Origin of the sequence: Pseudomonas sp. FP2335, from assembly GCF_030687535.1 — a bacterium.
Taxonomy (GTDB): Bacteria; Pseudomonadota; Gammaproteobacteria; order Pseudomonadales; family Pseudomonadaceae; genus Aquipseudomonas.
The window spans coordinates 5,354,152-5,374,226 of record NZ_CP117437.1 but is presented as its reverse complement, the minus strand read 5'-3'; the positions used below and the strand labels follow the sequence as shown (position 1 = coordinate 5,374,226).

The window sequence follows — 20,075 nt, the reverse complement described above, 5'->3', positions numbered from 1 at the left end:
AAGACCGTTTGAGGGCTTATCCATGCCAAGAAGACGCGTAGCAGCCAAGCGCGAAGTGCTTGACGATCCAAAATACGGAAGCCAAATCCTGGCCAAGTTCATGAACCACGTGATGGAAAGCGGCAAGAAAGCCGTTGCCGAGCGTATCGTTTATGGCGCGCTGGAAAAGGTTAAAGAACGCAAGAACAGCGACCCCCTGGAAATCTTCGAGAAAGCTCTCGACGCCATCGCTCCGCTGGTCGAAGTGAAGTCGCGCCGTGTAGGCGGTGCTACTTACCAGGTTCCGGTTGAAGTTCGTCCGTCCCGTCGTAACGCTCTGGCAATGCGCTGGTTGGTAGACTTCGCCCGTAAGCGTGGCGAGAAGTCTATGGCTCTGCGTTTGGCCGGCGAACTGTTGGACGCTGCCGAAGGTAAAGGTGCTGCTGTTAAGAAGCGTGAAGACGTGCACCGTATGGCTGAAGCCAACAAAGCTTTCTCGCACTACCGCTTCTAATCTTAGCTTCACTAATTTTGCGAGGGCTTTATGGCTCGTACTACTCCGATTAGCCGCTACCGTAACATCGGTATCGTTGCTCACGTGGATGCTGGTAAAACCACCACCACCGAGCGCGTACTGTTTTACACCGGCAAAAGTCACAAAATGGGCGAGGTGCATGACGGCGCCGCGACCACAGACTGGATGGTTCAGGAGCAGGAGCGTGGTATTACCATTACTTCTGCTGCTATTACCGCCTTCTGGAAAGGTTCCGAGAAGCAGTACAAAGACGAGCATCGCTTCAACGTAATCGATACCCCGGGCCACGTAGACTTCACTATTGAAGTTGAGCGTTCCCTGCGCGTACTCGACGGCGCTGTCGTTGTGTTCTGCGGTACCTCGGGTGTTGAGCCTCAGTCGGAAACCGTATGGCGTCAAGCCAACAAGTACGGCGTTCCACGTCTTGTTTACGTAAACAAGATGGACCGTGCCGGTGCCAACTTCCTGCGCGTGATCGGTCAGATCAAGCAGCGTCTGGGTCACACTCCGGTGCCAATCCAATTGGCTATCGGTTCCGAAGACAACTTCCAGGGTCAGATCGATCTGATCAATATGGAAGCTGTTTACTGGAATGATTCCGACAAAGGTATGGTTCCTGTTCGTAAGCCTATCCCTGCAGAGTTGCAGGAACTGGCTGACGAGTGGCGCAACAATATGGTTGAGGCTGCTGCCGAAGCCAGCGAAGAGCTGATGAACAAGTACCTCGAAGGTGAAGAGCTCACCAACGTGGAAATCAAGGCTGCTCTGCGTCAGCGTACTATTGCTGGTGAGATCGTCTTGGCTGTTTGCGGTTCTTCGTTCAAGAACAAGGGTGTTCCCCTGGTTCTCGACGCTGTTATCGACTTCCTGCCTGCTCCAACCGACATTCCTGCTATCAAGGGTTCCAATCCTGATAACGAGGAAGAAGAGATGGAGCGTCATGCTGATGACAGCGAGCCGTTCTCGGCTCTGGCGTTCAAGATCGCTACCGACCCATTCGTGGGTACTTTGACCTTCGTCCGTGTTTACTCGGGCGTGTTGGCATCCGGCGACGGCGTGATCAACTCGGTTAAAGGCAAGAAAGAGCGCGTGGGTCGTATGGTGCAAATGCACGCAAACGCCCGTGAAGAGATCAAGGAAGTTCGCGCTGGTGACATCGCGGCCCTGATCGGCATGAAGGACGTCACCACTGGTGAGACCTTGTGCGACGCTGCCAAGCCAATCATCCTGGTTCGTATGGACTTCCCGGAGCCGGTTATTTCGGTTGCCGTAGAGCCTAAGACCAAGGATGACCAGGAAAAAATGGGTATCGCTCTGGGCAAGCTTGCTCAGGAAGATCCATCTTTCCGCGTTAAAACTGATGAAGAGACTGGTCAAACGATCATCTCCGGCATGGGCGAGCTGCACCTGGACATCCTGGTTGACCGGATGCGCCGTGAGTTCAACGTCGAAGCCAACATCGGTAAGCCTCAGGTTTCCTATCGTGAGCGCATCACGAAGAATTGCGAAATCGAAGGCAAGTTCGTTCGTCAGTCCGGCGGTCGTGGTCAGTTCGGTCACTGCTGGATCCGTTTTGCTCCTGCTGACGAAGGTCAGGAAGGTCTGCAATTCGTGAACGAAGTGGTTGGTGGTGTTGTTCCTAAGGAATACATCCCGGCTATCCAGAAAGGCATCGAAGAGCAGATGAAGAACGGCGTTGTTGCCGGCTATCCGCTGATCGGCCTGAAAGCAACCGTTTTTGACGGTTCTTACCACGACGTCGACTCCAACGAGATGGCGTTTAAGGTGGCTGCCTCCATGGCTACCAAGCAACTGGCCCAGAAGGGCGGTGGTGAGTTGCTTGAGCCGATCATGGCGGTAGAAGTTGTTACACCTGAAGACTATATGGGTGATGTCATGGGCGACCTTAACCGTCGTCGCGGCATGATCTTGGGTATGGAAGACACGGTTTCCGGCAAAGTGATTCGCGCCGAGGTTCCGTTGGGTGAGATGTTCGGTTATGCGACCGACGTTCGCTCCATGTCCCAGGGTCGCGCAAGCTACTCTATGGAATTCAAAAAATACAACACAGCTCCGGCGCACATCGCTGAAACTGTATCCAAAAAACAAGGCTGATTCAGTCCTTTAGGCAAGGAGTTAATTGTCGTGGCTAAAGAAAAATTTGATCGTTCCCTACCGCACGTAAACGTTGGCACCATCGGCCACGTTGACCACGGTAAAACCACTCTGACCGCAGCTCTGACTCGCGTTTGCTCCGAAGTATTCGGTTCTGCAATCGTTGATTTCGATAAAATCGACAGCGCTCCAGAAGAAAAAGCTCGTGGTATCACCATCAACACCGCGCACGTCGAGTACAACTCGAAAATTCGTCACTACGCTCACGTTGACTGCCCAGGTCACGCTGACTATGTGAAGAACATGATCACCGGTGCTGCCCAGATGGACGGCGCGATCCTGGTTTGCTCGGCCGCTGATGGTCCGATGCCACAAACCCGTGAGCACATCCTGCTGTCCCGTCAGGTAGGCGTTCCGTACATCGTGGTTTTCCTGAACAAGGCTGACCTGGTAGACGACGCTGAGCTGCTGGAACTGGTTGAGATGGAAGTGCGCGATCTGCTGAGCACTTACGACTTCCCAGGCGACGACACTCCGATCATCATCGGTTCTGCTCGTATGGCTCTGGAAGGTAAAGACGACAACGAAATGGGCACCACTGCCGTTCGTAAACTGGTTGAAACTCTGGATACCTACATCCCAGAACCAGTTCGTCTGACCGACAAGCCGTTCCTGATGCCAATCGAAGACGTGTTCTCGATCTCCGGTCGCGGTACTGTTGTGACTGGTCGTATCGAGCGCGGTATCGTTCGCGTTCAAGATCCGCTGGAAATCGTTGGTCTGCGTGACACCACCGTCACCACCTGCACCGGTGTTGAAATGTTCCGCAAGCTGCTCGACGAAGGTCGTGCTGGCGAGAACTGCGGCGTTCTGCTGCGTGGTACCAAGCGTGACGACGTTGAGCGTGGCCAGGTTCTGGTTAAGCCAGGCACCGTTAAGCCGCACACCAAGTTCACCGCAGAAGTCTACGTTCTGAGCAAGGAAGAAGGCGGTCGTCACACTCCGTTCTTCAAAGGCTACCGTCCTCAGTTCTACTTCCGTACTACTGACGTGACTGGTAACTGCCAGCTGCCAGAAGGCGTTGAAATGGTAATGCCAGGTGATAACATCCAAATGGAAGTTACCCTGATCAAAACCATCGCAATGGAAGACGGTCTGCGCTTCGCTATTCGTGAAGGCGGCCGTACCGTTGGTGCTGGTGTTGTAGCTAAAATCATCGAGTAAGCTCTTTTTTGAGTTAGCTTGATGCTTTGAAAAAGGCCCCCGCTCAGCGGGGGCTTTTTTTATTGGGTTGACACCTATCTGGGGCGTCTATAGAATTGCGCCTCCTTTTAACGGGCGTATTGCGCTCGCTGGGAATAGCAGCCGGAGTCTGAAATCCAATGCAAAATCAGCAAATCCGTATCAGGTTGAAGGCTTTTGACCATCGCCTGATCGACCAATCCACCCAGGAAATCGTGGAAACCGCGAAACGTACTGGTGCACAAGTGCGTGGTCCAATTCCACTGCCTACCCGTAAAGAGCGGTTCACCGTTCTGGTCTCCCCGCACGTCAACAAAGACGCGCGTGACCAGTACGAGATCCGTACTCATAAGCGCGTACTGGACATCGTCCAGCCAACGGATAAAACCGTTGATGCACTTATGAAGCTTGATCTGGCGGCCGGTGTGGAAGTACAGATCAGCCTCGGCTAAGACTTGGGTCTTAGTCGTGTAACGCTCTGAAATGGGCGGCCATAGCGGGTGAAAGCCCCGTACACTCATGAGGTTTACAACATGACTATTGGTGTAGTCGGTCGTAAATGCGGTATGACCCGTATTTTCACCGAAGAAGGTGTCTCCATTCCGGTCACGGTCATTGAGATCGAACCGAATCGCGTCACCCAGTTCAAAACTGAAGAAACCGATGGCTATCGTGCAGTGCAAGTCACTGTCGGCGAGCGTCGTGCTTCGCGCGTGACTGCTGCTCAAGCAGGTCACTTCGCAAAAGCAAACGTTGCAGCTGGTCGTACTGTTATGGAGTTCCGTCTTGAAGATGGCGACTACCAGGCTGGCGATCTGATCAACGCTGAAATCTTCGCCGCTGGTCAACTGGTTGATGTAACCGGTCAGTCCAAGGGTAAAGGCTTCCAGGGTACGATCAAGCGTTGGAATTTCCGTGGCCAAGACAACACTCACGGTAACTCCGTTTCCCACCGCGTCCCGGGCTCTATTGGCCAGTGCCAGACTCCTGGTCGTGTATTCAAGGGCAAAAAAATGTCCGGTCATATGGGCGCTGAGCGCGTGACCGTGCAGTCCCTCGAAGTAGTGCGCGTCGACGCTGAACGCAATCTGTTGTTGGTCAAGGGTGCTGTTCCTGGCGCTACTGGCGGCAACCTGGTTGTACGTCCAGCGGCCAAGGCTCGCGGTTAAGGGGAAGCTGACATGCAATTAAATGTAAATGACGCTCAAGCGATCGAAGTTTCCGAACTGACATTTGGCGGCGAATTCAACGAGACGCTGGTTCACCAAGCAGTCGTGGCCTACATGGCCGGCGGCCGTCAAGGTAGCAAGCAGCAAAAGACCCGTTCCGACGTACGTGGTGGCGGTAAGCGCCCTTGGCGTCAGAAAGGCACTGGCCGTGCTCGTGCTGGTACTATCCGTAGCCCAATCTGGCGTGGCGGCGGTACCACTTTCGCAGCTCGTCCACAGGATCACTCTCAGAAGCTCAACAAGAAGATGTATCGCGCAGCACTGCGCTCCATCCTTGCTGAACTCGTGCGTACTGATCGTCTGGTCGTGGTTCAGGACTTCGCTGTTGAAAGTCCAAAAACCAAAGATCTGCTGGGCAAACTGAACAACATGAGCCTGACCGACGTTTTGATCGTGTCTGAAGCTGTTGATCAGAACCTGTACCTGGCTGCTCGCAACCTGCCACACGTTGATGTACGTGACGTGCAAGGTTCCGATCCAGTTAGTCTGATCGCATACGACAAGGTGTTGATCACCGTGTCGGCCGTGAAGAAATTCGAGGAGCTGCTGGGATGAACCAGGAACGCGTATTTAAAGTTCTGCTTGGCCCGCACGTTTCCGAAAAGGCTACGGTTCTGGCTGACAAGAAAGGCCAGTTCGTTTTCAAGGTTGCAACTGACGCAACCAAGCTGGAAATCAAGAAGGCCGTCGAAAGCCTGTTCAGCGTGAAAGTAGAGCGTGTTACTACCCTGAATGTTCTGGGTAAGAGCAAGCGCACTGCTCGCGGTCTGGGCAAGCGTAATGACTGGAAGAAGGCAGTTATCTCCCTTCAGCCAGGCCAAGATCTCGATTTCAGCAGCAGTGCTGAGTAAGGAAGGGGTGCATCATGGCAATCGTTAAATGCAAACCGACTTCCCCTGGCCGCCGTTTTGTGGTCAAGGTGGTCAACCAGGAGCTGCATAAAGGCGCTCCTCACGCACCGCTGCTCGAGAAAAAATCGAAGTCTGGTGGTCGTAACAACAATGGTCGTATTACCACTCGTCACATCGGTGGTGGCCATAAGCAGCATTATCGTCTGGTCGACTTCCGTCGCAACGACAAAGATGGCATCTCTGCCACTGTCGAGCGTATCGAATACGATCCAAACCGTACTGCTCACATCGCTCTGCTGCTGTACGCAGATGGCGAGCGTCGCTACATCATCGCCCCTAAAGGCGTGAGCGCTGGCGACCAGCTGATCGCAGGTGCCCTGGCACCGATCAAGCCGGGCAACGCTCTGCAACTGCGTAACATTCCAGTTGGTAGCACCGTACACGGCATCGAATTGAAGCCAGGTAAAGGCGCACAGATCGCTCGTTCCGCTGGTGCTTCGGCTCAGCTGATCGCTCGTGAAGGTGTCTACGTGACCCTGCGTCTGCGTTCTGGTGAGATGCGTAAAGTGCTGGCTGAATGCCGTGCGACCCTGGGCGAAGTCTCGAACTCCGAGCACAGCCTGCGTTCGCTGGGTAAAGCTGGTGCCAAACGCTGGCGTGGCGTTCGCCCAACCGTTCGTGGTGTTGCCATGAACCCGGTTGACCACCCACACGGTGGTGGTGAAGGTCGTACCTCTGGTGGTCGTCATCCGGTATCGCCATGGGGCTTCCCGACTAAGGGCGCGAAGACTCGTGGTAATAAGCGTACCGACAAAATGATCGTCCGTCGTCGCAAGTAAATAGAGGGATACGACAGTGCCACGTTCTCTGAAAAAAGGTCCTTTTATTGATCTTCACCTACTGAAGAAGATCGAAGTGGCGGCGGAAAAGAACGATCGCAAACCAGTTAAGACCTGGTCGCGTCGTTCGATGATCCTGCCACAAATGGTCGGTCTGACCATCGCAGTACACAACGGTCGTCAACACGTCCCAGTTCTCGTTAACGAAGACATGGTCGGCCACAAACTGGGCGAGTTTGCCGGTACCCGCACTTATCGTGGGCACGTGGCAGACAAGAAAGCCAAGCGTTAAGGGGTTAGGAAATGGAAGTAGCCGCTAAGTTGTCGGGCGCTCGAATCTCCGCCCAGAAAGCCCGCTTGGTCGCCGACCAGATCCGCGGGAAGAAGGTGGGCGAAGCGCTCAACCTGTTGGCTTTCAGCAGTAAGAAAGCCGCCGAGATCATGAAGAAAGTGCTGGAGTCGGCCGTAGCCAACGCCGAGCATAACGAAGGCGCAGACGTTGATGACCTGAAGGTCAGCACCGTTTTCGTCAACGAAGGGCGTTCGCTGAAGCGCATCATGCCACGTGCCAAAGGCCGTGCTGATCGCATCGTCAAGCGGTCTTGCCATATCACTGTCAAGGTTGCTGACAAGTAACGGAGTCGAAGAGATGGGTCAGAAAGTACATCCCATTGGCATTCGCCTGGGAATCGTCAAGGAGCACACCTCCGTCTGGTACGCAGACGGTCGGACTTATGCGGACTACTTGTTCGCTGATCTGAAGGTGCGTGAGTATCTCCAAGACAAACTAAAAAGCGCGTCCGTAAGCCGTATCGATATCCATCGTCCGGCCCAAACTGCACGTATCACCATCCACACCGCTCGTCCAGGTATTGTTATCGGGAAGAAAGGTGAAGATGTTGAGAAACTGCGTCAGGACCTGACCAAGCAAATGGGTGTGCCTGTGCACATCAATATCGAAGAGATCCGCAAGCCGGAGCTCGACGGTATGCTGGTTGCGCAGAGCGTAGCTCAGCAGCTGGAGCGTCGCGTAATGTTCCGTCGCGCTATGAAGCGCGCAGTACAGAACGCCATGCGCATTGGTGCCAAAGGCATCAAAATCCAAGTGAGCGGTCGTCTCGGCGGTGCTGAAATCGCACGTACTGAATGGTATCGCGAAGGTCGTGTGCCACTGCACACCCTGCGTGCCGACATCGACTATGCCAACTACGAAGCTCACACCACTTACGGTGTGATCGGTGTAAAGGTTTGGATCTTCAAAGGCGAAGTAATTGGTGGTCGCCAAGAAGAACTGAAACCACAAGCACCAGCGCCTCGTAAAAAAGCTGCTAAGTAAGGGGTACGCCAAATGTTGCAACCTAAGCGTACGAAGTTCCGCAAGCAGATGACAGGCCACAACCGTGGTCTGGCTCAGCGCGGTAGCAAAGTCAGCTTCGGCGAGTTCGCGCTGAAGTCTGTAGCTCGTGGTCGTCTCACCGCTCGTCAGATCGAGTCAGCGCGTCGTGCTCTGACCCGTCACGTAAAACGTGGCGGCAAGATCTGGATCCGTGTATTCCCGGACAAGCCGATCTCCAAGAAGCCTCTCGAAGTGCGGATGGGTAAAGGTAAGGGTAACGTGGAATACTGGGTAGCCCAGATTCAGCCAGGCAAGGTCCTGTATGAGATCGAGGGTGTTTCTGAAGAGCTGGCGCGTGAGGCTTTCGCCCTGGCTGCTGCAAAGCTGCCGCTCGCCACCTCCTTTGTTAAACGGACGGTGATGTGATGAAAGCGAATGAACTTCGTGAAAAATCCGCACAGCAGCTGAACGAGCAACTGCTCGGCTTGCTGCGCGACCAGTTCAATCTGCGTATGCAGAAAGCAACTGGCCAGTTGGGGCAGTCTCATCTGCTCTCGCAAGTTAAGCGTGACATCGCTCGCGTGAAGACTGTGCTCAACCAGCAGGCAGGTAAGTGATCATGGCTGAAGCCGAAAAGACTGTCCGTACGCTGACTGGCCGTGTTGTCAGCGACAAGATGGACAAAACCATCACCGTTTTGATCGAGCGTCGCGTTAAGCACCCGATCTACGGTAAATATGTTAAGCGTTCGACTAAGCTGCACGCGCACGACGAAACCAATCAGTGCCACATCGGCGACAAAGTCACTATTCGTGAAACTCGTCCGCTGGCCAAGACCAAGTCTTGGGCACTGGTTGATGTTCTCGAACGCGCTGTGGAAGTCTAAGGACTAGGGGTCGGAGAAATTATATGATTCAGACTCAATCCATGCTCGATGTGGCCGATAACAGCGGCGCTCGCCGTGTTATGTGCATCAAGGTGCTGGGTGGCTCCCATCGTCGTTACGCTGGTATCGGTGACATCATCAAAGTTACCGTGAAGGAAGCAATTCCTCGCGGTAAAGTGAAAAAAGGCCAAGTGATGACTGCTGTTGTAGTCCGCACTCGTCACGGCGTACGTCGTGCTGATGGCTCCATTATCCGCTTTGATGGCAACGCTGCTGTTCTTCTGAACAACAAGCAAGAGCCGATCGGCACCCGTATCTTTGGGCCAGTGACCCGTGAACTTCGTACTGAGAAGTTCATGAAGATCGTCTCGCTCGCCCCAGAAGTGCTGTAAGGAGATCCGACATGCAAAAGATTCGTCGTGACGACGAGATCATCGTGATCGCCGGCAAAGACAAAGGTAAGCGCGGTAAGGTGCTTAAGGTTCTCGCTAATAACCGTCTGGTTATCGGTGGTCTGAACCTGGTTAAGCGTCATACCAAGCCTAACCCGATGTCGGGCGTGCAGGGCGGTATCGTCGAGAAAGAAGCTCCGCTGGATGCTTCTAACGTCGCCATCTTCAACGGCGAAACCAACAAGGCTGACCGCGTTGGTTTCAAAGTAGAAGACGGTAAGAAAATTCGTGTCTTCAAGTCGACCCAAAAAGCGGTTGATGCTTGAACACTGCTAGGTAGATTAGACCATGGCACGACTACAAGAGATTTACCGGAAGGAAATCGCCCCTAAGCTTAAGGAAGAACTTAAGCTTGGGAACGTGATGGAAGTTCCGCGCGTTACCAAAATCACCCTGAACATGGGTCTGGGCGAAGCGATCGGCGACAAAAAAGTCATCGAGCACGCTGTTGCTGACCTGGAAAAGATCACCGGCCAGAAAGTCGTTGTGACCTACGCTCGGAAATCCATCGCTGGCTTTAAAGTCCGTGAAGGTTGGCCGATCGGCGTCAAAGTGACCCTGCGCCGTGAGCGTATGTACGAATTCCTGGATCGTCTGCTGTCGATCTCCCTGCCTCGGGTTCGCGACTTCCGCGGCCTGAATGCCAAGTCCTTCGATGGTCGTGGTAACTACAGCATGGGCGTGAAAGAGCAGATCATCTTCCCGGAAATCGACTACGACAAGATCGATGCTCTCCGCGGTCTGGACATCACCCTGACCACCACTGCCAAGAACGATGATGAAGGTCGCGCCCTGTTGCGTGCTTTCAAATTCCCGTTCCGCAACTGATTGGAGTAGGACCATGGCCAAGATGAGCATGAAAAACCGCGAGCTGAAGCGTCAGCTCACGGTTGCCAAGTACGCCAAGAAGCGTGCAGCACTGAAAGCAATCATCGTTGATCTGAACGCAAGTCCAGAAGCACGTTGGGAAGCTACAGTAGCTCTGCAGAAGCAGCCACGTGACGCAAGCGCTTCGCGCATGCGTAACCGCTGCCGCCTGACCGGTCGTCCACACGGCGTTTACCGCAAGTTCGGCCTCGGCCGTAACAAACTGCGTGAAGCGGCAATGCGTGGTGACGTACCAGGTCTGGTTAAAGCCAGCTGGTAAGTACTTTCAACGTCCGGGTGGTCTGAATCGAAAGATACTGACCGCCGGTGACCTTGAATCTGGAACAAGCCCCTTTTGGGGCTTGTTTCATTTCCGGAGTGTGTCTAAAATACGCGGCTCGCCTGAGCCCGTGTTTTTTACCCGGAGATTCTCGGCGATATATGTAGCCGCAAGGCTAATTTTTTTGTATTAGGAGCGTCTAGCCCATGAGTATGCAGGACCCGTTAGCGGACATGCTAACTCGTATCCGTAATGCCCAGATGGCTGAAAAGTCCGTCGTAAGCATGCCATCTTCCAAGTTGAAGGTAGCTGTTGCCAAAGTCCTGAAAGACGAAGGCTACATTGCGGATTATCAGATCAGCAGCGATGTTAAAGCACTGCTGTCCATCGAGCTGAAGTACTTCGAAGGCCGTTCGGTCATCGAGGAAGTGAAGCGCGTTAGCCGTCCAGGCCTGCGTCAGTACAAGTCCGCTGAAGATCTGCCGAAAGTTCGTGGCGGTCTGGGCGTGTCTATCGTCTCCACCAACAAAGGTGTGATGACGGATCGTGCTGCGCGCGCTGCCGGTGTCGGCGGCGAAGTTCTTTGCACTGTGTTCTAAGGGGGGATAAGCATGTCTCGCGTCGCTAAGAACCCCGTTAAGCTGCCAGCCGGTGTCGAAGTAAAATTCGCAGGCCAACAGCTTTCGGTGAAGGGTGCCAAGGGTACTCTTGAACTGAACATCCATTCGTCCGTTGAGATCGTTGAAGAAGCTGGTGAGCTGCGTTTCGCTGCTCGCAATGGCGATCAACAAACTCGCGCAATGGCCGGTACCACGCGTGCGTTGGTAAACAACATGGTCCAAGGCGTAAGCCAAGGCTTCGAGCGCAAGCTCCAGCTGGTCGGTGTTGGTTACAAAGCGCAAGCAAAAGGCACGGTTTTGAACCTGGCCCTTGGCTTCTCGCACCCAGTGGATTACGAACTGCCGGAAGGCATCACCGCTGAGACTCCTAGCCAGACCGATATCCTGATCAAGGGCATCGACAAGCAACTGGTAGGTCAAGTGGCTGCTGAGATCCGCGACTTCCGTCCACCAGAGCCGTACAAAGGCAAAGGTGTGCGCTACGCGGACGAAGTCGTCCGTCGTAAAGAAGCCAAGAAGAAGTAGGGCATAGCAAATGACCGACAAAAAAGTTACTCGACTGCGTCGCGCTCGCAAAGCACGCCTGAAAATGCACGAACTCGAAGTCGTGCGTCTCTGCGTGTTCCGCTCGTCGCAGCACATCTACGCCCAGGTCATCTCGGCCGACGGCAACAAAGTCCTGGCAAGCGCCTCGACTTTGGATAAAGAACTGCGTGATGGTGCCACTGGCAACATCGACGCGGCCACTAAGGTTGGCCAGCTGGTCGCTACGCGTGCTAAGGCCGCTGGCGTCTCGCAAGTGGCTTTCGACCGCTCTGGCTTCAAGTACCATGGCCGCGTGAAAGCGCTTGCTGATGGCGCTCGTGAAGCTGGGCTGGAGTTCTAAGTTATGTCAAATAACGACCAAAAGCGCGACGAAGGCTACATTGAGAAGCTGGTTCAAGTTAACCGCGTAGCCAAAACCGTTAAAGGCGGCCGTATCTTCACCTTCACCGCGTTGACCGTGGTTGGTGATGGTAAAGGCCGTGTTGGCTTCGGCCGTGGCAAGTCGCGTGAAGTGCCTGCTGCGATCCAGAAGGCAATGGAAGCTGCTCGTCGCAACATGATCCAAGTCGACCTGAACGGCACCACTCTGCAGTACGCAATGAAGTCCGCCCATGGCGCTTCGAAGGTGTACATGCAGCCTGCTTCTGAAGGTACCGGTATCATCGCTGGCGGCGCTATGCGTGCTGTCCTCGAAGTTGCTGGCGTTCAGAACGTTCTGGCCAAGTGCTACGGCTCGACTAACCCGGTAAACGTGGTTCACGCCACTTTCAAAGGTTTGAAAGCTATGCAATCTCCTGAGTCCATCGCTGCTAAGCGTGGCCTGACTGTCAAGGAGATCTTCTGATCATGGCTACCGTTAAAGTAACGCTGATCAAAAGCATGACCGGCCGCATCCCTAACCACAAATTGTGCGTTAAGGGTCTGGGTCTGCGTCGCATCGGTCACACTGTAGAAGTACTTGATACTCCCGAGAATCGCGGGATGATCAACAAGGCTTACTACATGCTGCGTGTCGAGGGTTAATCGATGAAACTCAATGATCTGAGTCCAGCGCCGGGTTCCCGTCGCGAAAAGCATCGTCCGGGCCGTGGTATCGGTAGCGGTTTGGGTAAGACTGGTGGCCGTGGCCACAAAGGTCAAACCTCCCGCTCCGGTGGCACCATCGCTCCAGGCTTTGAAGGCGGTCAACAGCCGCTGCATCGTCGCCTGCCTAAGTTCGGTTTCGTATCCCTGAAAGCCATGGATCGCGCAGAAGTGCGTCTGTCCGAGCTGGCTAAAGTGGAAGGCGACATCGTTACTGTGCAGACCCTGAAAGATGCCAACGTGATCAACGTCAACGTACAGCGTGTGAAAATCATGCTGTCCGGTGAAGTGACTCGCGCTGTCACTATCGGCAAGGGAATCGGCGCCACCAAAGGTGCGCGTTCGGCTATCGAAGCAGCTGGCGGCAAGTTCGAGGAATAAATGGCTAAGCAAGGTGCTCTCTCAGCGCTCGGCAAAGGCGGTATGTCTGAACTTTGGGCTCGTCTGCGTTTTCTGTTCCTGGCGATTATCGTCTACCGAATAGGCGCACACATCCCGGTTCCAGGTATCAACCCGGACCGACTCGCAGACCTGTTTCGACAGAATGAGGGGACCATTCTTAGCTTGTTCAACATGTTTTCCGGCGGCGCGCTGGAACGGATGAGCATCTTTGCACTGGGGATCATGCCGTACATTTCGGCATCGATCATCATGCAACTGATGACCGCCGTCAGCCCGCAGCTGGAGCAGTTGAAGAAGGAAGGTGAAGCTGGCCGTCGCAAGATTAGCCAGTACACCCGCTACGGCACTGTCGCTCTCGCCCTGGTTCAAGCTATCGGCATGTCCGTTGGCCTGGCGGGGCAGGGCGTTGCGTTCACTGGTGACTTTGGCTTCCATTTCGTCGCGGTATCCACTTTTGTGGCTGGTGCGATGTTCATGATGTGGCTGGGTGAGCAGATTACTGAGCGTGGTGTTGGTAACGGTATCTCGATGTTGATTTTCGCAGGTATCGTCGCCGGTCTTCCGAGAGCAATCGGGCAGTCTTTCGAGTCTGCGCGTCAGGGTGATATCAATATTTTTGCCCTGGTTGCCATCGGTTTGCTGGCAGTAGCGATTATCGGTTTTGTGGTGTTCATTGAGCGTGGCCAGCGTCGTATTGCTGTTCACTACGCCAAGCGTCAGCAGGGCCGTAAGGTTTTTGCTGCGCAGACCAGCCACTTGCCGCTGAAAGTGAATATGGCCGGTGTTATCCCGGCAATTTTCGCGAGCAGCATTTTGCTGTTTCCGGCTTCGTTGGGTACCTGGTTTGGTCAGTCTGAAAATATGGGCTGGCTGCAGGACCTCTCTCAGTCGATCGCTCCTGGTCAGCCGTTGAATATTCTGCTGTTTAGTGCAGGGATTATTTTCTTCTGCTTCTTCTATACGGCGTTGATGTTCAATCCGAAAGACGTAGCGGAAAACCTGAAGAAGTCCGGTGCCTTTATTCCGGGCATCCGTCCAGGTGAGCAGTCGGCACGCTACATTGATGGCGTTCTGACTCGTTTGACCCTGTTCGGTGCTCTATATATGACGGCCGTGTGCTTGCTGCCCCAGTTCCTGGTGGTTGCAGCAAACGTTCCGTTCTACCTTGGCGGGACCTCGTTGCTGATCGTCGTCGTGGTTGTGATGGACTTCATGTCCCAAGTACAATCGCACCTCGTTTCGCACCAGTACGAATCCCTGATGAAGAAAGCCAACCTGAAGGGCTACGGCAGCGGCATGTTGCGCTGAGTACCCATAAGGTTCGAGGAGTTGGTGATGAAAGTTCGTGCATCGGTGAAAAAGCTGTGCCGTAACTGCAAGATTATTCGCCGCGAAGGTGTTGTTCGAGTAATTTGCAGCGCGGAACCGCGTCACAAACAGCGCCAAGGCTGAGTGTGATCCGCTTGAAGCCCGGCAGCTAGTGCGCTGCCGGGTTGATTATTTGTTATTACAGCGATATTATCTCGCGCCCTATTTCTTGGCTTCCGGGGCGTAGGTAGCTGTCAATTGGAGTCCCACTGAATGGCCCGTATTGCAGGCGTTAACATTCCAGATAACAAGCACACTGTTATCTCGCTGACCTACATCTATGGTGTTGGTCGCACTACTGCGCAGAAAATTTGCGCAGTTGCTGGGGTAAACCCAGCCGCTAAGATCAAGGATCTGAGCGACGAGCAGATTGAACAGCTGCGTGGCGAAGTGGCGAAGTTCACCACTGAAGGTGATCTGCGTCGCGAAATCAACATGAAAATCAAGCGTTTGATGGACCTCGGTTGCTATCGCGGTCTGCGTCATCGTCGTGGTCTTCCAGTACGCGGTCAGCGTACCAAGACTAACGCGCGTACCCGTAAAGGTCCGCGTAAGCCGATCCGCAAGTAATCGCCCCAGCGAATCGACAGGAAAATTATCATGGCAAAACCTGCTGCTCGTCCTCGTAAAAAAGTTAAAAAGACAGTGGTTGATGGCATCGCCCACATCCATGCTTCTTTTAACAACACCATCGTGACCATCACCGACCGTCAAGGTAACGCGCTTTCTTGGGCTACCTCTGGTGGTTCGGGTTTCCGCGGTTCCCGCAAGTCCACCCCGTTTGCTGCTCAAGTAGCTGCTGAACGTGCTGGTCAAGCTGCGCTGGAATATGGCCTGAAAAACCTCGACGTTAACGTCAAAGGTCCAGGTCCAGGTCGTGAGTCTGCTGTCCGTGCTTTGAACGGCTGTGGCTATAAGATCGCCAGCATCACCGACGTGACGCCAATCCCGCACAACGGGTGCCGTCCGCCGAAGAAGCGCCGCGTGTAATCCAGGAGATTGTAAAGAATGGCTCGTTACATTGGTCCAAAATGCAAACTCGCTCGTCGCGAAGGCACCGATCTCTTCCTGAAGAGCGGCGTGCGCGCGATCGAATCGAAGTGCAACATTGAAGCAGCACCTGGTATCCACGGCCAACGCCGCGGTCGCCAGTCCGACTACGGCACCCAACTGCGTGAAAAGCAGAAGGTCCGTCGTATCTACGGCGTTCTCGAGCGTCAGTTCAGCGGCTACTACAAAGAAGCTGCTGGCAAGAAAGGTGCAACCGGTGAAAACCTGCTGCAACTGCTCGAATGCCGTCTGGACAACGTTGTATACCGTATGGGCTTTGGTTCTACTCGTGCCGAATCCCGTCAGCTGGTATCGCACAAATCCGTCAGCGTAAACGGCCAAACCGTTAACGTCCCGTCCTACCAGGTTCGTGCTGGTGACGTGGTCGCGATTCGCGAGAAAGCAAAAAACCAACTTCGCATTGTCCAAGCTCTCGATCTGTGTGCCCAACGTGGCCGCGTAGAATGGGTAGAAGTAGACACTGAGAAGAAGTCGGGCGTTTTCAAGAACGTTCCAGCTCGCAGTGATCTGTCCGCCGACATCAACGAAAGCCTGATTGTCGAGCTCTACTCCAAGTAAGGGCTAGAAAATAGGTGCATCCATGCAGATTTCGGTAAATGAGTTCCTGACACCCCGCCACATTGATGTGCAGGTTGTCAGTCCAACCCGCGCCAAGATCACTCTCGAGCCTCTCGAGCGTGGTTTTGGCCACACCCTGGGCAACGCGCTGCGCCGCATCCTGTTGTCCTCAATGCCCGGCTGTGCAGTAGTCGAGGCCGAGATTGACGGTGTGCTCCACGAGTACAGCGCCATCGAAGGTGTACAGGAAGACGTAATTGAAATCCTGTTGAACCTTAAAGGTCTGGCTATCAAGCTGCACGGCCGTGACGAAGTTACGCTGACCTTGTCGAAGAAGGGTTCGGGGGTGGTTACCGCTGCCGATATTCAGCTGGATCATGATGTCGAGATCGTTAACCCCGATCACGTAATCGCTAACCTGGCGTCTAACGGCGCCCTGAACATGAAGCTCACCGTAGCTCGTGGTCGTGGTTATGAACCGGCCGACTCGCGTCAGAGCGATGAAGACGAAAGCCGCAGCATTGGTCGCTTGCAGCTTGACTCTTCGTTCAGCCCGGTTCGCCGTATCGCATACGTGGTGGAAAACGCCCGTGTCGAGCAGCGTACTAACCTGGACAAGCTGGTTATTGATCTGGAAACCAACGGTACTCTGGATCCTGAAGAGGCTATCCGCCGCGCTGCAACCATCCTGCAACAGCAGTTGGCTGCGTTCGTCGACCTCAAAGGTGACAGCGAACCAGTGGTAATCGAGCAGGAAGACGAGATCGATCCGATCCTGCTTCGCCCGGTTGACGATCTGGAACTGACTGTACGTTCGGCTAACTGCCTTAAGGCGGAAAACATTTACTACATCGGCGACCTGATTCAGCGTACCGAAGTAGAACTGTTGAAGACTCCGAACCTGGGCAAGAAATCCTTGACTGAAATCAAGGACGTTCTGGCCTCCCGCGGTCTGTCCCTCGGCATGCGCCTCGACAACTGGCCGCCTGCAAGTCTTAAGAAGGACGACAAGGCGACTGCCTGATCGTCGTAATCACCGAACGTGAGTTTGGTAAGGAATGAACCATGCGTCATCGTAAAAGTGGTCGTCACCTGAGCCGTACCAGCTCGCACCGCAAGGCCATGTTCCAAAACATGGCGGTGTCGCTGTTCGAGCACGAGCTGATCAAAACTACACTGCCGAAAGCTAAAGAACTGCGTCGCGTTGCTGAGCCGCTGATCACTTTGGCCAAGACAGACAGCCTGGCTAACCGCCGTCTGGCTTTCGACCGTACCCGTTCGAAAGCTATCGTTGGTAAGCTCTTCAACGACCTGGGCAAGCGTTACGCTACCCGTGAGGGTGGCTACCTGCGCATCCTCAAGTGCGGTTTCCGCGCTGGCGACAACGCGCCTATGGCGTACGTCGAGTTGGTTGATCGTGCTACTGCCGGCGAAGCTGTAAGCGCCGAGTAAGACGTCAGTCTGTAACGAAGAACCGGGCCTAGTGCCCGGTTTTTTGTGCGCGTAAGAAATAGCGCGATAGGTACAAGCTTCCACAGGTGGTGCTCGGCACTATGGTGTTTAGGGGTTTGGTAGTTATTATCTATCGATGCTTACAATTTAATGAATTTGTAGGCGTCATATGGATGACCAATACTCTATCCAAGCCGATTAGCCGGCAGTTCCAAGTCCGACCTGAGGAAAATTGAGCATGAGCCAGAATAAAGTTCTTACCACCGCCAGCGGCGCTCCCGTCGCGGACAATCAGAATTCCCGTTCCGCCGGCCCGCGTGGTCCGTTGCTGCTCGACGACTTCCACCTGATCGAGAAGCTCGCTCACTTCAACCGTGAAAACATCCCTGAGCGACGTGTGCACGCCAAGGGTTCAGGCGCCTACGGTACTTTCACGGTAAGCAAAGATATTACCCAATACACCAGCGCCAAGCTGTTCGAGAGCGTAGGTAAGCAAACCCCCACCTTCCTGCGGTTTTCCACGGTAGGCGGCGAGCGTGGCTCGGCGGATACAGAGCGTGACCCTCGTGGCTTTGCTCTGAAGTTCTACACCGAAGAAGGCAACTGGGACATCGTGGGTAACAACACCCCTGTGTTCTTCATCCGTGACCCGCTGAAATTTCCTGACTTCATCCACACCCAGAAGCGTCTGCCCCAGAGCAATCTGAAAAGCGCGCAGATGATGTGGGATTTCTGGTCGCATTCTCCAGAAGCGCTGCATCAGGTCACCATCCTGTTTTCGGACCGTGGTATCCCGGATGGCTATCGTCACATGCACGGCTTCGGTAGCCACACCTACAGCCTGATCAACGCCAAGGGTGAGCGTCACTGGGTGAAGTGGCACTACAAAACCAAGCAGGGGATCAAGAATCTGGCTCCAGCTGAAGCCGCTCGCCTGGCCGGTACAGACCCCGATTACGCGCAGCGCGATCTGTTCGGTGCGATCGAGCGTGGTGACTTCCCGAAATGGCGCGTGTGCATCCAGATCATGACGGAGGCCCAGGCCAATGCGCACTACGAGAACCCTTTTGACGTGACCAAGACCTGGTCGCAGAAGGAATTCCCGCTGATCGAAGTGGGTGAACTGGAACTCAACCGTAATCCGCAGAACTACTTCGCTGAAGTCGAACAAGCTGCGTTTGGACCGAGCAATATGGTTCCGGGTGTAGGCCTGTCGCCGGACCGCATGCTGCAGGGCCGTGTATTCGCCTACGCAGATGCCCATCGCTACCGTGTCGGCACCAACCACCAGCAGCTGCCGGTGAACGCCCCACGTAGCCCGGTGAACAGCTACCAGCGCGACGGTTCGATGGCGTTCGGCAGCAATGGCGGTGGTACACCTAACTACGAGCCGAACAGCTACGCCGATGCGCCTAAACAAGCGCCTCAGTACGCAGAGCCCGCGCTGGCCCTGAGCGGTGCCGCAGACCGTTACGATCACCGCGAAGACACGGATTACTACAGCCACGCGGGTGCACTGTTTCGCTTGATGAGCGCCGAGCAGAAAGACTTGCTCGTCAACAACATCGCCGGCGCAATGGCTGGGGTTTCCAGTGATGTGGTTCAGCGTCAACTGGCGCACTTCCAAAAGGCCGACCCGGCTTATGGAGAAGCAATCGCAAAGGCGTTGGGTGTATCGCTTAACTGACTCTAAACGATAAGCAGAACCGCCCTCATTTGGGCGGTTTTTGCGTTATTTCAGCTACTTTTCTGCGAAAATCTTCACTTTTCTGCCGTTGATCCCGTGACCTCCAAGTCATCATGGTTCAAACTACAGACTTTCAAGCAGGGAGATGTAGGGCGATGCAAGGTCACCCCGACGTAATCGATTACCTCAACACATTGCTGACGGGCGAACTGGCAGCTCGTGACCAATATTTCATCCATTCGCGTATGTACGAAGACTGGGGCTTTACTGAGCTCTACGAGCGTATCAACCACGAAATGGAAGAAGAGGCACAGCACGCCGACGCGCTGATGCGCCGTATCCTGATGCTCGAAGGCACGCCACGTATGCGTCCCGATGACCTGGATGTAGGTACGACAGTGCCTGACATGCTCGCTGCCGACCTGCGATTGGAATACAAAGTCCGTGCTGCACTCTGCAAAGGCATCGAACTCTGCGAACAGCACAACGACTATGTCACTCGTGAAATCCTCCGCGTGCAGCTGAACGATACCGAAGAAGATCACACCTACTGGCTGGAGAAGCAGTTGGGCCTGATCAAGCTCATTGGCCTGGAAAATTACCTGCAATCGCAGTTCTGATTCCCGGCTATAAAAAAGCCCCGGTCACCTTAGCGGTGACCGGGGCTTTTCATTGGG

Annotated in this window: 33 protein-coding genes; all 33 read left to right on the top strand. The window is 54.4% G+C overall.

Annotated elements, in window-relative coordinates; genetic code table 11:
- Window positions 1–22: 22 nt before the first annotated feature.
- The 33 genes from rpsG (at window position 23) to bfr (ending at window position 20,018) form a co-directional block, all read left to right on the top strand.
- Window positions 23–493, top strand: coding sequence for a 30S ribosomal protein S7 (gene rpsG / locus PSH81_RS24265; RefSeq protein WP_002555493.1), 471 nt, complete (start codon window positions 23–25; stop codon window positions 491–493).
- Between the two features lie 30 nt (window positions 494–523).
- Complete coding sequence (gene fusA, locus PSH81_RS24260) at window positions 524–2,629, top strand: elongation factor G (RefSeq protein WP_192299101.1); 2,106 nt, start codon at window positions 524–526, stop codon at window positions 2,627–2,629.
- Window positions 2,630–2,659: 30 nt separating this feature from the next.
- The gene (tuf, locus tag PSH81_RS24255) at window positions 2,660–3,853 is read left to right on the top strand and encodes an elongation factor Tu (RefSeq protein ID WP_017736669.1); all 1,194 of its coding nucleotides are present in this window, start codon (window positions 2,660–2,662) and stop codon (window positions 3,851–3,853) included.
- A gap of 158 nt (window positions 3,854–4,011) precedes the next feature.
- Complete coding sequence (rpsJ, locus tag PSH81_RS24250) at window positions 4,012–4,323, top strand: 30S ribosomal protein S10 (protein WP_003186070.1); 312 nt, start codon at window positions 4,012–4,014, stop codon at window positions 4,321–4,323.
- Between the two features lie 81 nt (window positions 4,324–4,404).
- Window positions 4,405–5,040, top strand: a complete 636-nt coding sequence (rplC, locus tag PSH81_RS24245; RefSeq protein WP_003194649.1) for a 50S ribosomal protein L3 — start codon at window positions 4,405–4,407, stop codon at window positions 5,038–5,040.
- 12 nt (window positions 5,041–5,052) lie between these two features.
- Complete coding sequence (gene rplD / locus PSH81_RS24240; RefSeq protein WP_003176424.1) at window positions 5,053–5,655, top strand: 50S ribosomal protein L4; 603 nt, start codon at window positions 5,053–5,055, stop codon at window positions 5,653–5,655.
- Window positions 5,652–5,951: a 50S ribosomal protein L23 gene (gene rplW / locus PSH81_RS24235; RefSeq protein WP_002555488.1), complete on the top strand. Its 300-nt coding sequence runs from the start codon at window positions 5,652–5,654 to the stop codon at window positions 5,949–5,951. The genes rplD and rplW overlap by 4 nt, the downstream gene beginning before the upstream one ends.
- A 14-nt stretch (window positions 5,952–5,965) precedes the next feature.
- On the top strand, window positions 5,966–6,790 hold the full coding sequence (gene rplB / locus PSH81_RS24230) for a 50S ribosomal protein L2 (protein ID WP_008053874.1): 825 nt from the start codon (window positions 5,966–5,968) through the stop codon (window positions 6,788–6,790).
- A 16-nt stretch (window positions 6,791–6,806) separates the two neighbouring features.
- Entirely contained in the window at window positions 6,807–7,082 is a 276-nt protein-coding gene (gene rpsS, locus PSH81_RS24225) for a 30S ribosomal protein S19 (protein ID WP_002555486.1), read from the top strand.
- Between the two features lie 11 nt (window positions 7,083–7,093).
- Entirely contained in the window at window positions 7,094–7,426 is a 333-nt protein-coding gene (gene rplV / locus PSH81_RS24220) for a 50S ribosomal protein L22 (protein WP_003103908.1), read from the top strand.
- A 13-nt stretch (window positions 7,427–7,439) separates the two neighbouring features.
- Entirely contained in the window at window positions 7,440–8,126 is a 687-nt protein-coding gene (rpsC, locus tag PSH81_RS24215; RefSeq protein ID WP_003176422.1) for a 30S ribosomal protein S3, read from the top strand.
- Between the two features lie 12 nt (window positions 8,127–8,138).
- Window positions 8,139–8,552 carry a 50S ribosomal protein L16 gene (gene rplP / locus PSH81_RS24210; protein WP_003176421.1) on the top strand — a complete coding sequence of 138 codons (414 nt, stop codon included), beginning with the start codon at window positions 8,139–8,141 and terminating at the stop codon, window positions 8,550–8,552.
- The gene (rpmC, locus tag PSH81_RS24205; RefSeq protein ID WP_002555481.1) at window positions 8,552–8,743 is read left to right on the top strand and encodes a 50S ribosomal protein L29; all 192 of its coding nucleotides are present in this window, start codon (window positions 8,552–8,554) and stop codon (window positions 8,741–8,743) included. The genes rplP and rpmC overlap by 1 nt, the downstream gene beginning before the upstream one ends.
- Before the next feature lie 2 nt (window positions 8,744–8,745).
- Window positions 8,746–9,012, top strand: coding sequence for a 30S ribosomal protein S17 (gene rpsQ / locus PSH81_RS24200; protein WP_003176419.1), 267 nt, complete (start codon window positions 8,746–8,748; stop codon window positions 9,010–9,012).
- A 23-nt stretch (window positions 9,013–9,035) separates the two neighbouring features.
- Complete coding sequence (gene rplN / locus PSH81_RS24195) at window positions 9,036–9,404, top strand: 50S ribosomal protein L14 (protein WP_002555479.1); 369 nt, start codon at window positions 9,036–9,038, stop codon at window positions 9,402–9,404.
- A gap of 11 nt (window positions 9,405–9,415) precedes the next feature.
- Complete coding sequence (gene rplX, locus PSH81_RS24190; RefSeq protein ID WP_003176416.1) at window positions 9,416–9,730, top strand: 50S ribosomal protein L24; 315 nt, start codon at window positions 9,416–9,418, stop codon at window positions 9,728–9,730.
- A 22-nt stretch (window positions 9,731–9,752) separates the two neighbouring features.
- Window positions 9,753–10,292, top strand: coding sequence for a 50S ribosomal protein L5 (gene rplE / locus PSH81_RS24185; protein ID WP_003194642.1), 540 nt, complete (start codon window positions 9,753–9,755; stop codon window positions 10,290–10,292).
- Window positions 10,293–10,305: 13 nt separating this feature from the next.
- The gene (gene rpsN, locus PSH81_RS24180) at window positions 10,306–10,611 is read left to right on the top strand and encodes a 30S ribosomal protein S14 (RefSeq protein ID WP_003176414.1); all 306 of its coding nucleotides are present in this window, start codon (window positions 10,306–10,308) and stop codon (window positions 10,609–10,611) included.
- A 206-nt stretch (window positions 10,612–10,817) separates the two neighbouring features.
- Window positions 10,818–11,210: a 30S ribosomal protein S8 gene (rpsH, locus tag PSH81_RS24175; RefSeq protein ID WP_192299100.1), complete on the top strand. Its 393-nt coding sequence runs from the start codon at window positions 10,818–10,820 to the stop codon at window positions 11,208–11,210.
- Window positions 11,211–11,222: 12 nt separating this feature from the next.
- Complete coding sequence (gene rplF, locus PSH81_RS24170; protein WP_003176412.1) at window positions 11,223–11,756, top strand: 50S ribosomal protein L6; 534 nt, start codon at window positions 11,223–11,225, stop codon at window positions 11,754–11,756.
- 10 nt (window positions 11,757–11,766) lie between these two features.
- On the top strand, window positions 11,767–12,117 hold the full coding sequence (gene rplR / locus PSH81_RS24165) for a 50S ribosomal protein L18 (RefSeq protein ID WP_017736664.1): 351 nt from the start codon (window positions 11,767–11,769) through the stop codon (window positions 12,115–12,117).
- Window positions 12,118–12,120: 3 nt separating this feature from the next.
- Window positions 12,121–12,621: a 30S ribosomal protein S5 gene (gene rpsE, locus PSH81_RS24160; RefSeq protein ID WP_003176409.1), complete on the top strand. Its 501-nt coding sequence runs from the start codon at window positions 12,121–12,123 to the stop codon at window positions 12,619–12,621.
- Window positions 12,622–12,623: 2 nt separating this feature from the next.
- Entirely contained in the window at window positions 12,624–12,800 is a 177-nt protein-coding gene (gene rpmD / locus PSH81_RS24155; RefSeq protein ID WP_003186033.1) for a 50S ribosomal protein L30, read from the top strand.
- 3 nt (window positions 12,801–12,803) lie between these two features.
- Complete coding sequence (gene rplO, locus PSH81_RS24150) at window positions 12,804–13,241, top strand: 50S ribosomal protein L15 (RefSeq protein WP_003176407.1); 438 nt, start codon at window positions 12,804–12,806, stop codon at window positions 13,239–13,241.
- Entirely contained in the window at window positions 13,242–14,570 is a 1,329-nt protein-coding gene (secY, locus tag PSH81_RS24145) for a preprotein translocase subunit SecY (protein ID WP_017736663.1), read from the top strand.
- A 27-nt stretch (window positions 14,571–14,597) separates the two neighbouring features.
- Window positions 14,598–14,714, top strand: a complete 117-nt coding sequence (gene rpmJ, locus PSH81_RS24140) for a 50S ribosomal protein L36 (RefSeq protein ID WP_002555468.1) — start codon at window positions 14,598–14,600, stop codon at window positions 14,712–14,714.
- A 129-nt stretch (window positions 14,715–14,843) separates the two neighbouring features.
- Window positions 14,844–15,200 (top strand): 30S ribosomal protein S13, encoded by a 357-nt coding sequence (rpsM, locus tag PSH81_RS24135; RefSeq protein WP_003194635.1) that lies wholly within the window; start codon window positions 14,844–14,846, stop codon window positions 15,198–15,200.
- Between the two features lie 30 nt (window positions 15,201–15,230).
- Window positions 15,231–15,620, top strand: a complete 390-nt coding sequence (rpsK, locus tag PSH81_RS24130) for a 30S ribosomal protein S11 (protein ID WP_002555466.1) — start codon at window positions 15,231–15,233, stop codon at window positions 15,618–15,620.
- Between the two features lie 18 nt (window positions 15,621–15,638).
- A complete protein-coding gene (gene rpsD / locus PSH81_RS24125; protein WP_003210056.1) occupies window positions 15,639–16,259 on the top strand; it encodes a 30S ribosomal protein S4 in 621 nt (206 codons plus the stop codon).
- 22 nt (window positions 16,260–16,281) lie between these two features.
- Entirely contained in the window at window positions 16,282–17,283 is a 1,002-nt protein-coding gene (gene rpoA / locus PSH81_RS24120) for a DNA-directed RNA polymerase subunit alpha (protein WP_003176403.1), read from the top strand.
- Window positions 17,284–17,324: 41 nt separating this feature from the next.
- On the top strand, window positions 17,325–17,711 hold the full coding sequence (gene rplQ, locus PSH81_RS24115; protein ID WP_003176402.1) for a 50S ribosomal protein L17: 387 nt from the start codon (window positions 17,325–17,327) through the stop codon (window positions 17,709–17,711).
- Between the two features lie 238 nt (window positions 17,712–17,949).
- Complete coding sequence (locus tag PSH81_RS24110; protein ID WP_192299099.1) at window positions 17,950–19,398, top strand: catalase; 1,449 nt, start codon at window positions 17,950–17,952, stop codon at window positions 19,396–19,398.
- Between the two features lie 155 nt (window positions 19,399–19,553).
- Window positions 19,554–20,018 (top strand): bacterioferritin, encoded by a 465-nt coding sequence (gene bfr / locus PSH81_RS24105; RefSeq protein ID WP_003176400.1) that lies wholly within the window; start codon window positions 19,554–19,556, stop codon window positions 20,016–20,018.
- Window positions 20,019–20,075 lie beyond the last annotated feature (57 nt).

What these genes read in the sequence shown, in the direction of transcription:
- rplN (WP_002555479.1), top strand. Translation starts at nt 9,036, where the DNA reads ATGATTCAGACTCAATCCATGCTCGATGTGGCCGATAACAGCGGCGCT.
- bfr (WP_003176400.1), top strand. Translation starts at nt 19,554, where the DNA reads ATGCAAGGTCACCCCGACGTAATCGATTACCTCAACACATTGCTGACG.
- rpmD (WP_003186033.1), top strand. Translation starts at nt 12,624, where the DNA reads ATGGCTACCGTTAAAGTAACGCTGATCAAAAGCATGACCGGCCGCATC.
- rpsH (WP_192299100.1), top strand. Translation starts at nt 10,818, where the DNA reads ATGAGTATGCAGGACCCGTTAGCGGACATGCTAACTCGTATCCGTAAT.
- rplD (WP_003176424.1), top strand. Translation starts at nt 5,053, where the DNA reads ATGCAATTAAATGTAAATGACGCTCAAGCGATCGAAGTTTCCGAACTG.
- rpsC (WP_003176422.1), top strand. Translation starts at nt 7,440, where the DNA reads ATGGGTCAGAAAGTACATCCCATTGGCATTCGCCTGGGAATCGTCAAG.
- rpmJ (WP_002555468.1), top strand. Translation starts at nt 14,598, where the DNA reads ATGAAAGTTCGTGCATCGGTGAAAAAGCTGTGCCGTAACTGCAAGATT.
- rplE (WP_003194642.1), top strand. Translation starts at nt 9,753, where the DNA reads ATGGCACGACTACAAGAGATTTACCGGAAGGAAATCGCCCCTAAGCTT.
- rplO (WP_003176407.1), top strand. Translation starts at nt 12,804, where the DNA reads ATGAAACTCAATGATCTGAGTCCAGCGCCGGGTTCCCGTCGCGAAAAG.
- rpoA (WP_003176403.1), top strand. Translation starts at nt 16,282, where the DNA reads ATGCAGATTTCGGTAAATGAGTTCCTGACACCCCGCCACATTGATGTG.
- rplR (WP_017736664.1), top strand. Translation starts at nt 11,767, where the DNA reads ATGACCGACAAAAAAGTTACTCGACTGCGTCGCGCTCGCAAAGCACGC.
- rplW (WP_002555488.1), top strand. Translation starts at nt 5,652, where the DNA reads ATGAACCAGGAACGCGTATTTAAAGTTCTGCTTGGCCCGCACGTTTCC.
- rplB (WP_008053874.1), top strand. Translation starts at nt 5,966, where the DNA reads ATGGCAATCGTTAAATGCAAACCGACTTCCCCTGGCCGCCGTTTTGTG.
- rpsM (WP_003194635.1), top strand. Translation starts at nt 14,844, where the DNA reads ATGGCCCGTATTGCAGGCGTTAACATTCCAGATAACAAGCACACTGTT.
- secY (WP_017736663.1), top strand. Translation starts at nt 13,242, where the DNA reads ATGGCTAAGCAAGGTGCTCTCTCAGCGCTCGGCAAAGGCGGTATGTCT.
- rpsD (WP_003210056.1), top strand. Translation starts at nt 15,639, where the DNA reads ATGGCTCGTTACATTGGTCCAAAATGCAAACTCGCTCGTCGCGAAGGC.
- rpsQ (WP_003176419.1), top strand. Translation starts at nt 8,746, where the DNA reads ATGGCTGAAGCCGAAAAGACTGTCCGTACGCTGACTGGCCGTGTTGTC.
- rplV (WP_003103908.1), top strand. Translation starts at nt 7,094, where the DNA reads ATGGAAGTAGCCGCTAAGTTGTCGGGCGCTCGAATCTCCGCCCAGAAA.
- rplC (WP_003194649.1), top strand. Translation starts at nt 4,405, where the DNA reads ATGACTATTGGTGTAGTCGGTCGTAAATGCGGTATGACCCGTATTTTC.
- rpsE (WP_003176409.1), top strand. Translation starts at nt 12,121, where the DNA reads ATGTCAAATAACGACCAAAAGCGCGACGAAGGCTACATTGAGAAGCTG.
- rplQ (WP_003176402.1), top strand. Translation starts at nt 17,325, where the DNA reads ATGCGTCATCGTAAAAGTGGTCGTCACCTGAGCCGTACCAGCTCGCAC.
- rpsG (WP_002555493.1), top strand. Translation starts at nt 23, where the DNA reads ATGCCAAGAAGACGCGTAGCAGCCAAGCGCGAAGTGCTTGACGATCCA.
- rplP (WP_003176421.1), top strand. Translation starts at nt 8,139, where the DNA reads ATGTTGCAACCTAAGCGTACGAAGTTCCGCAAGCAGATGACAGGCCAC.
- rplX (WP_003176416.1), top strand. Translation starts at nt 9,416, where the DNA reads ATGCAAAAGATTCGTCGTGACGACGAGATCATCGTGATCGCCGGCAAA.
- rpsK (WP_002555466.1), top strand. Translation starts at nt 15,231, where the DNA reads ATGGCAAAACCTGCTGCTCGTCCTCGTAAAAAAGTTAAAAAGACAGTG.
- rpsN (WP_003176414.1), top strand. Translation starts at nt 10,306, where the DNA reads ATGGCCAAGATGAGCATGAAAAACCGCGAGCTGAAGCGTCAGCTCACG.
- rpmC (WP_002555481.1), top strand. Translation starts at nt 8,552, where the DNA reads ATGAAAGCGAATGAACTTCGTGAAAAATCCGCACAGCAGCTGAACGAG.
- PSH81_RS24110 (WP_192299099.1), top strand. Translation starts at nt 17,950, where the DNA reads ATGAGCCAGAATAAAGTTCTTACCACCGCCAGCGGCGCTCCCGTCGCG.
- fusA (WP_192299101.1), top strand. Translation starts at nt 524, where the DNA reads ATGGCTCGTACTACTCCGATTAGCCGCTACCGTAACATCGGTATCGTT.
- rpsJ (WP_003186070.1), top strand. Translation starts at nt 4,012, where the DNA reads ATGCAAAATCAGCAAATCCGTATCAGGTTGAAGGCTTTTGACCATCGC.
- rplF (WP_003176412.1), top strand. Translation starts at nt 11,223, where the DNA reads ATGTCTCGCGTCGCTAAGAACCCCGTTAAGCTGCCAGCCGGTGTCGAA.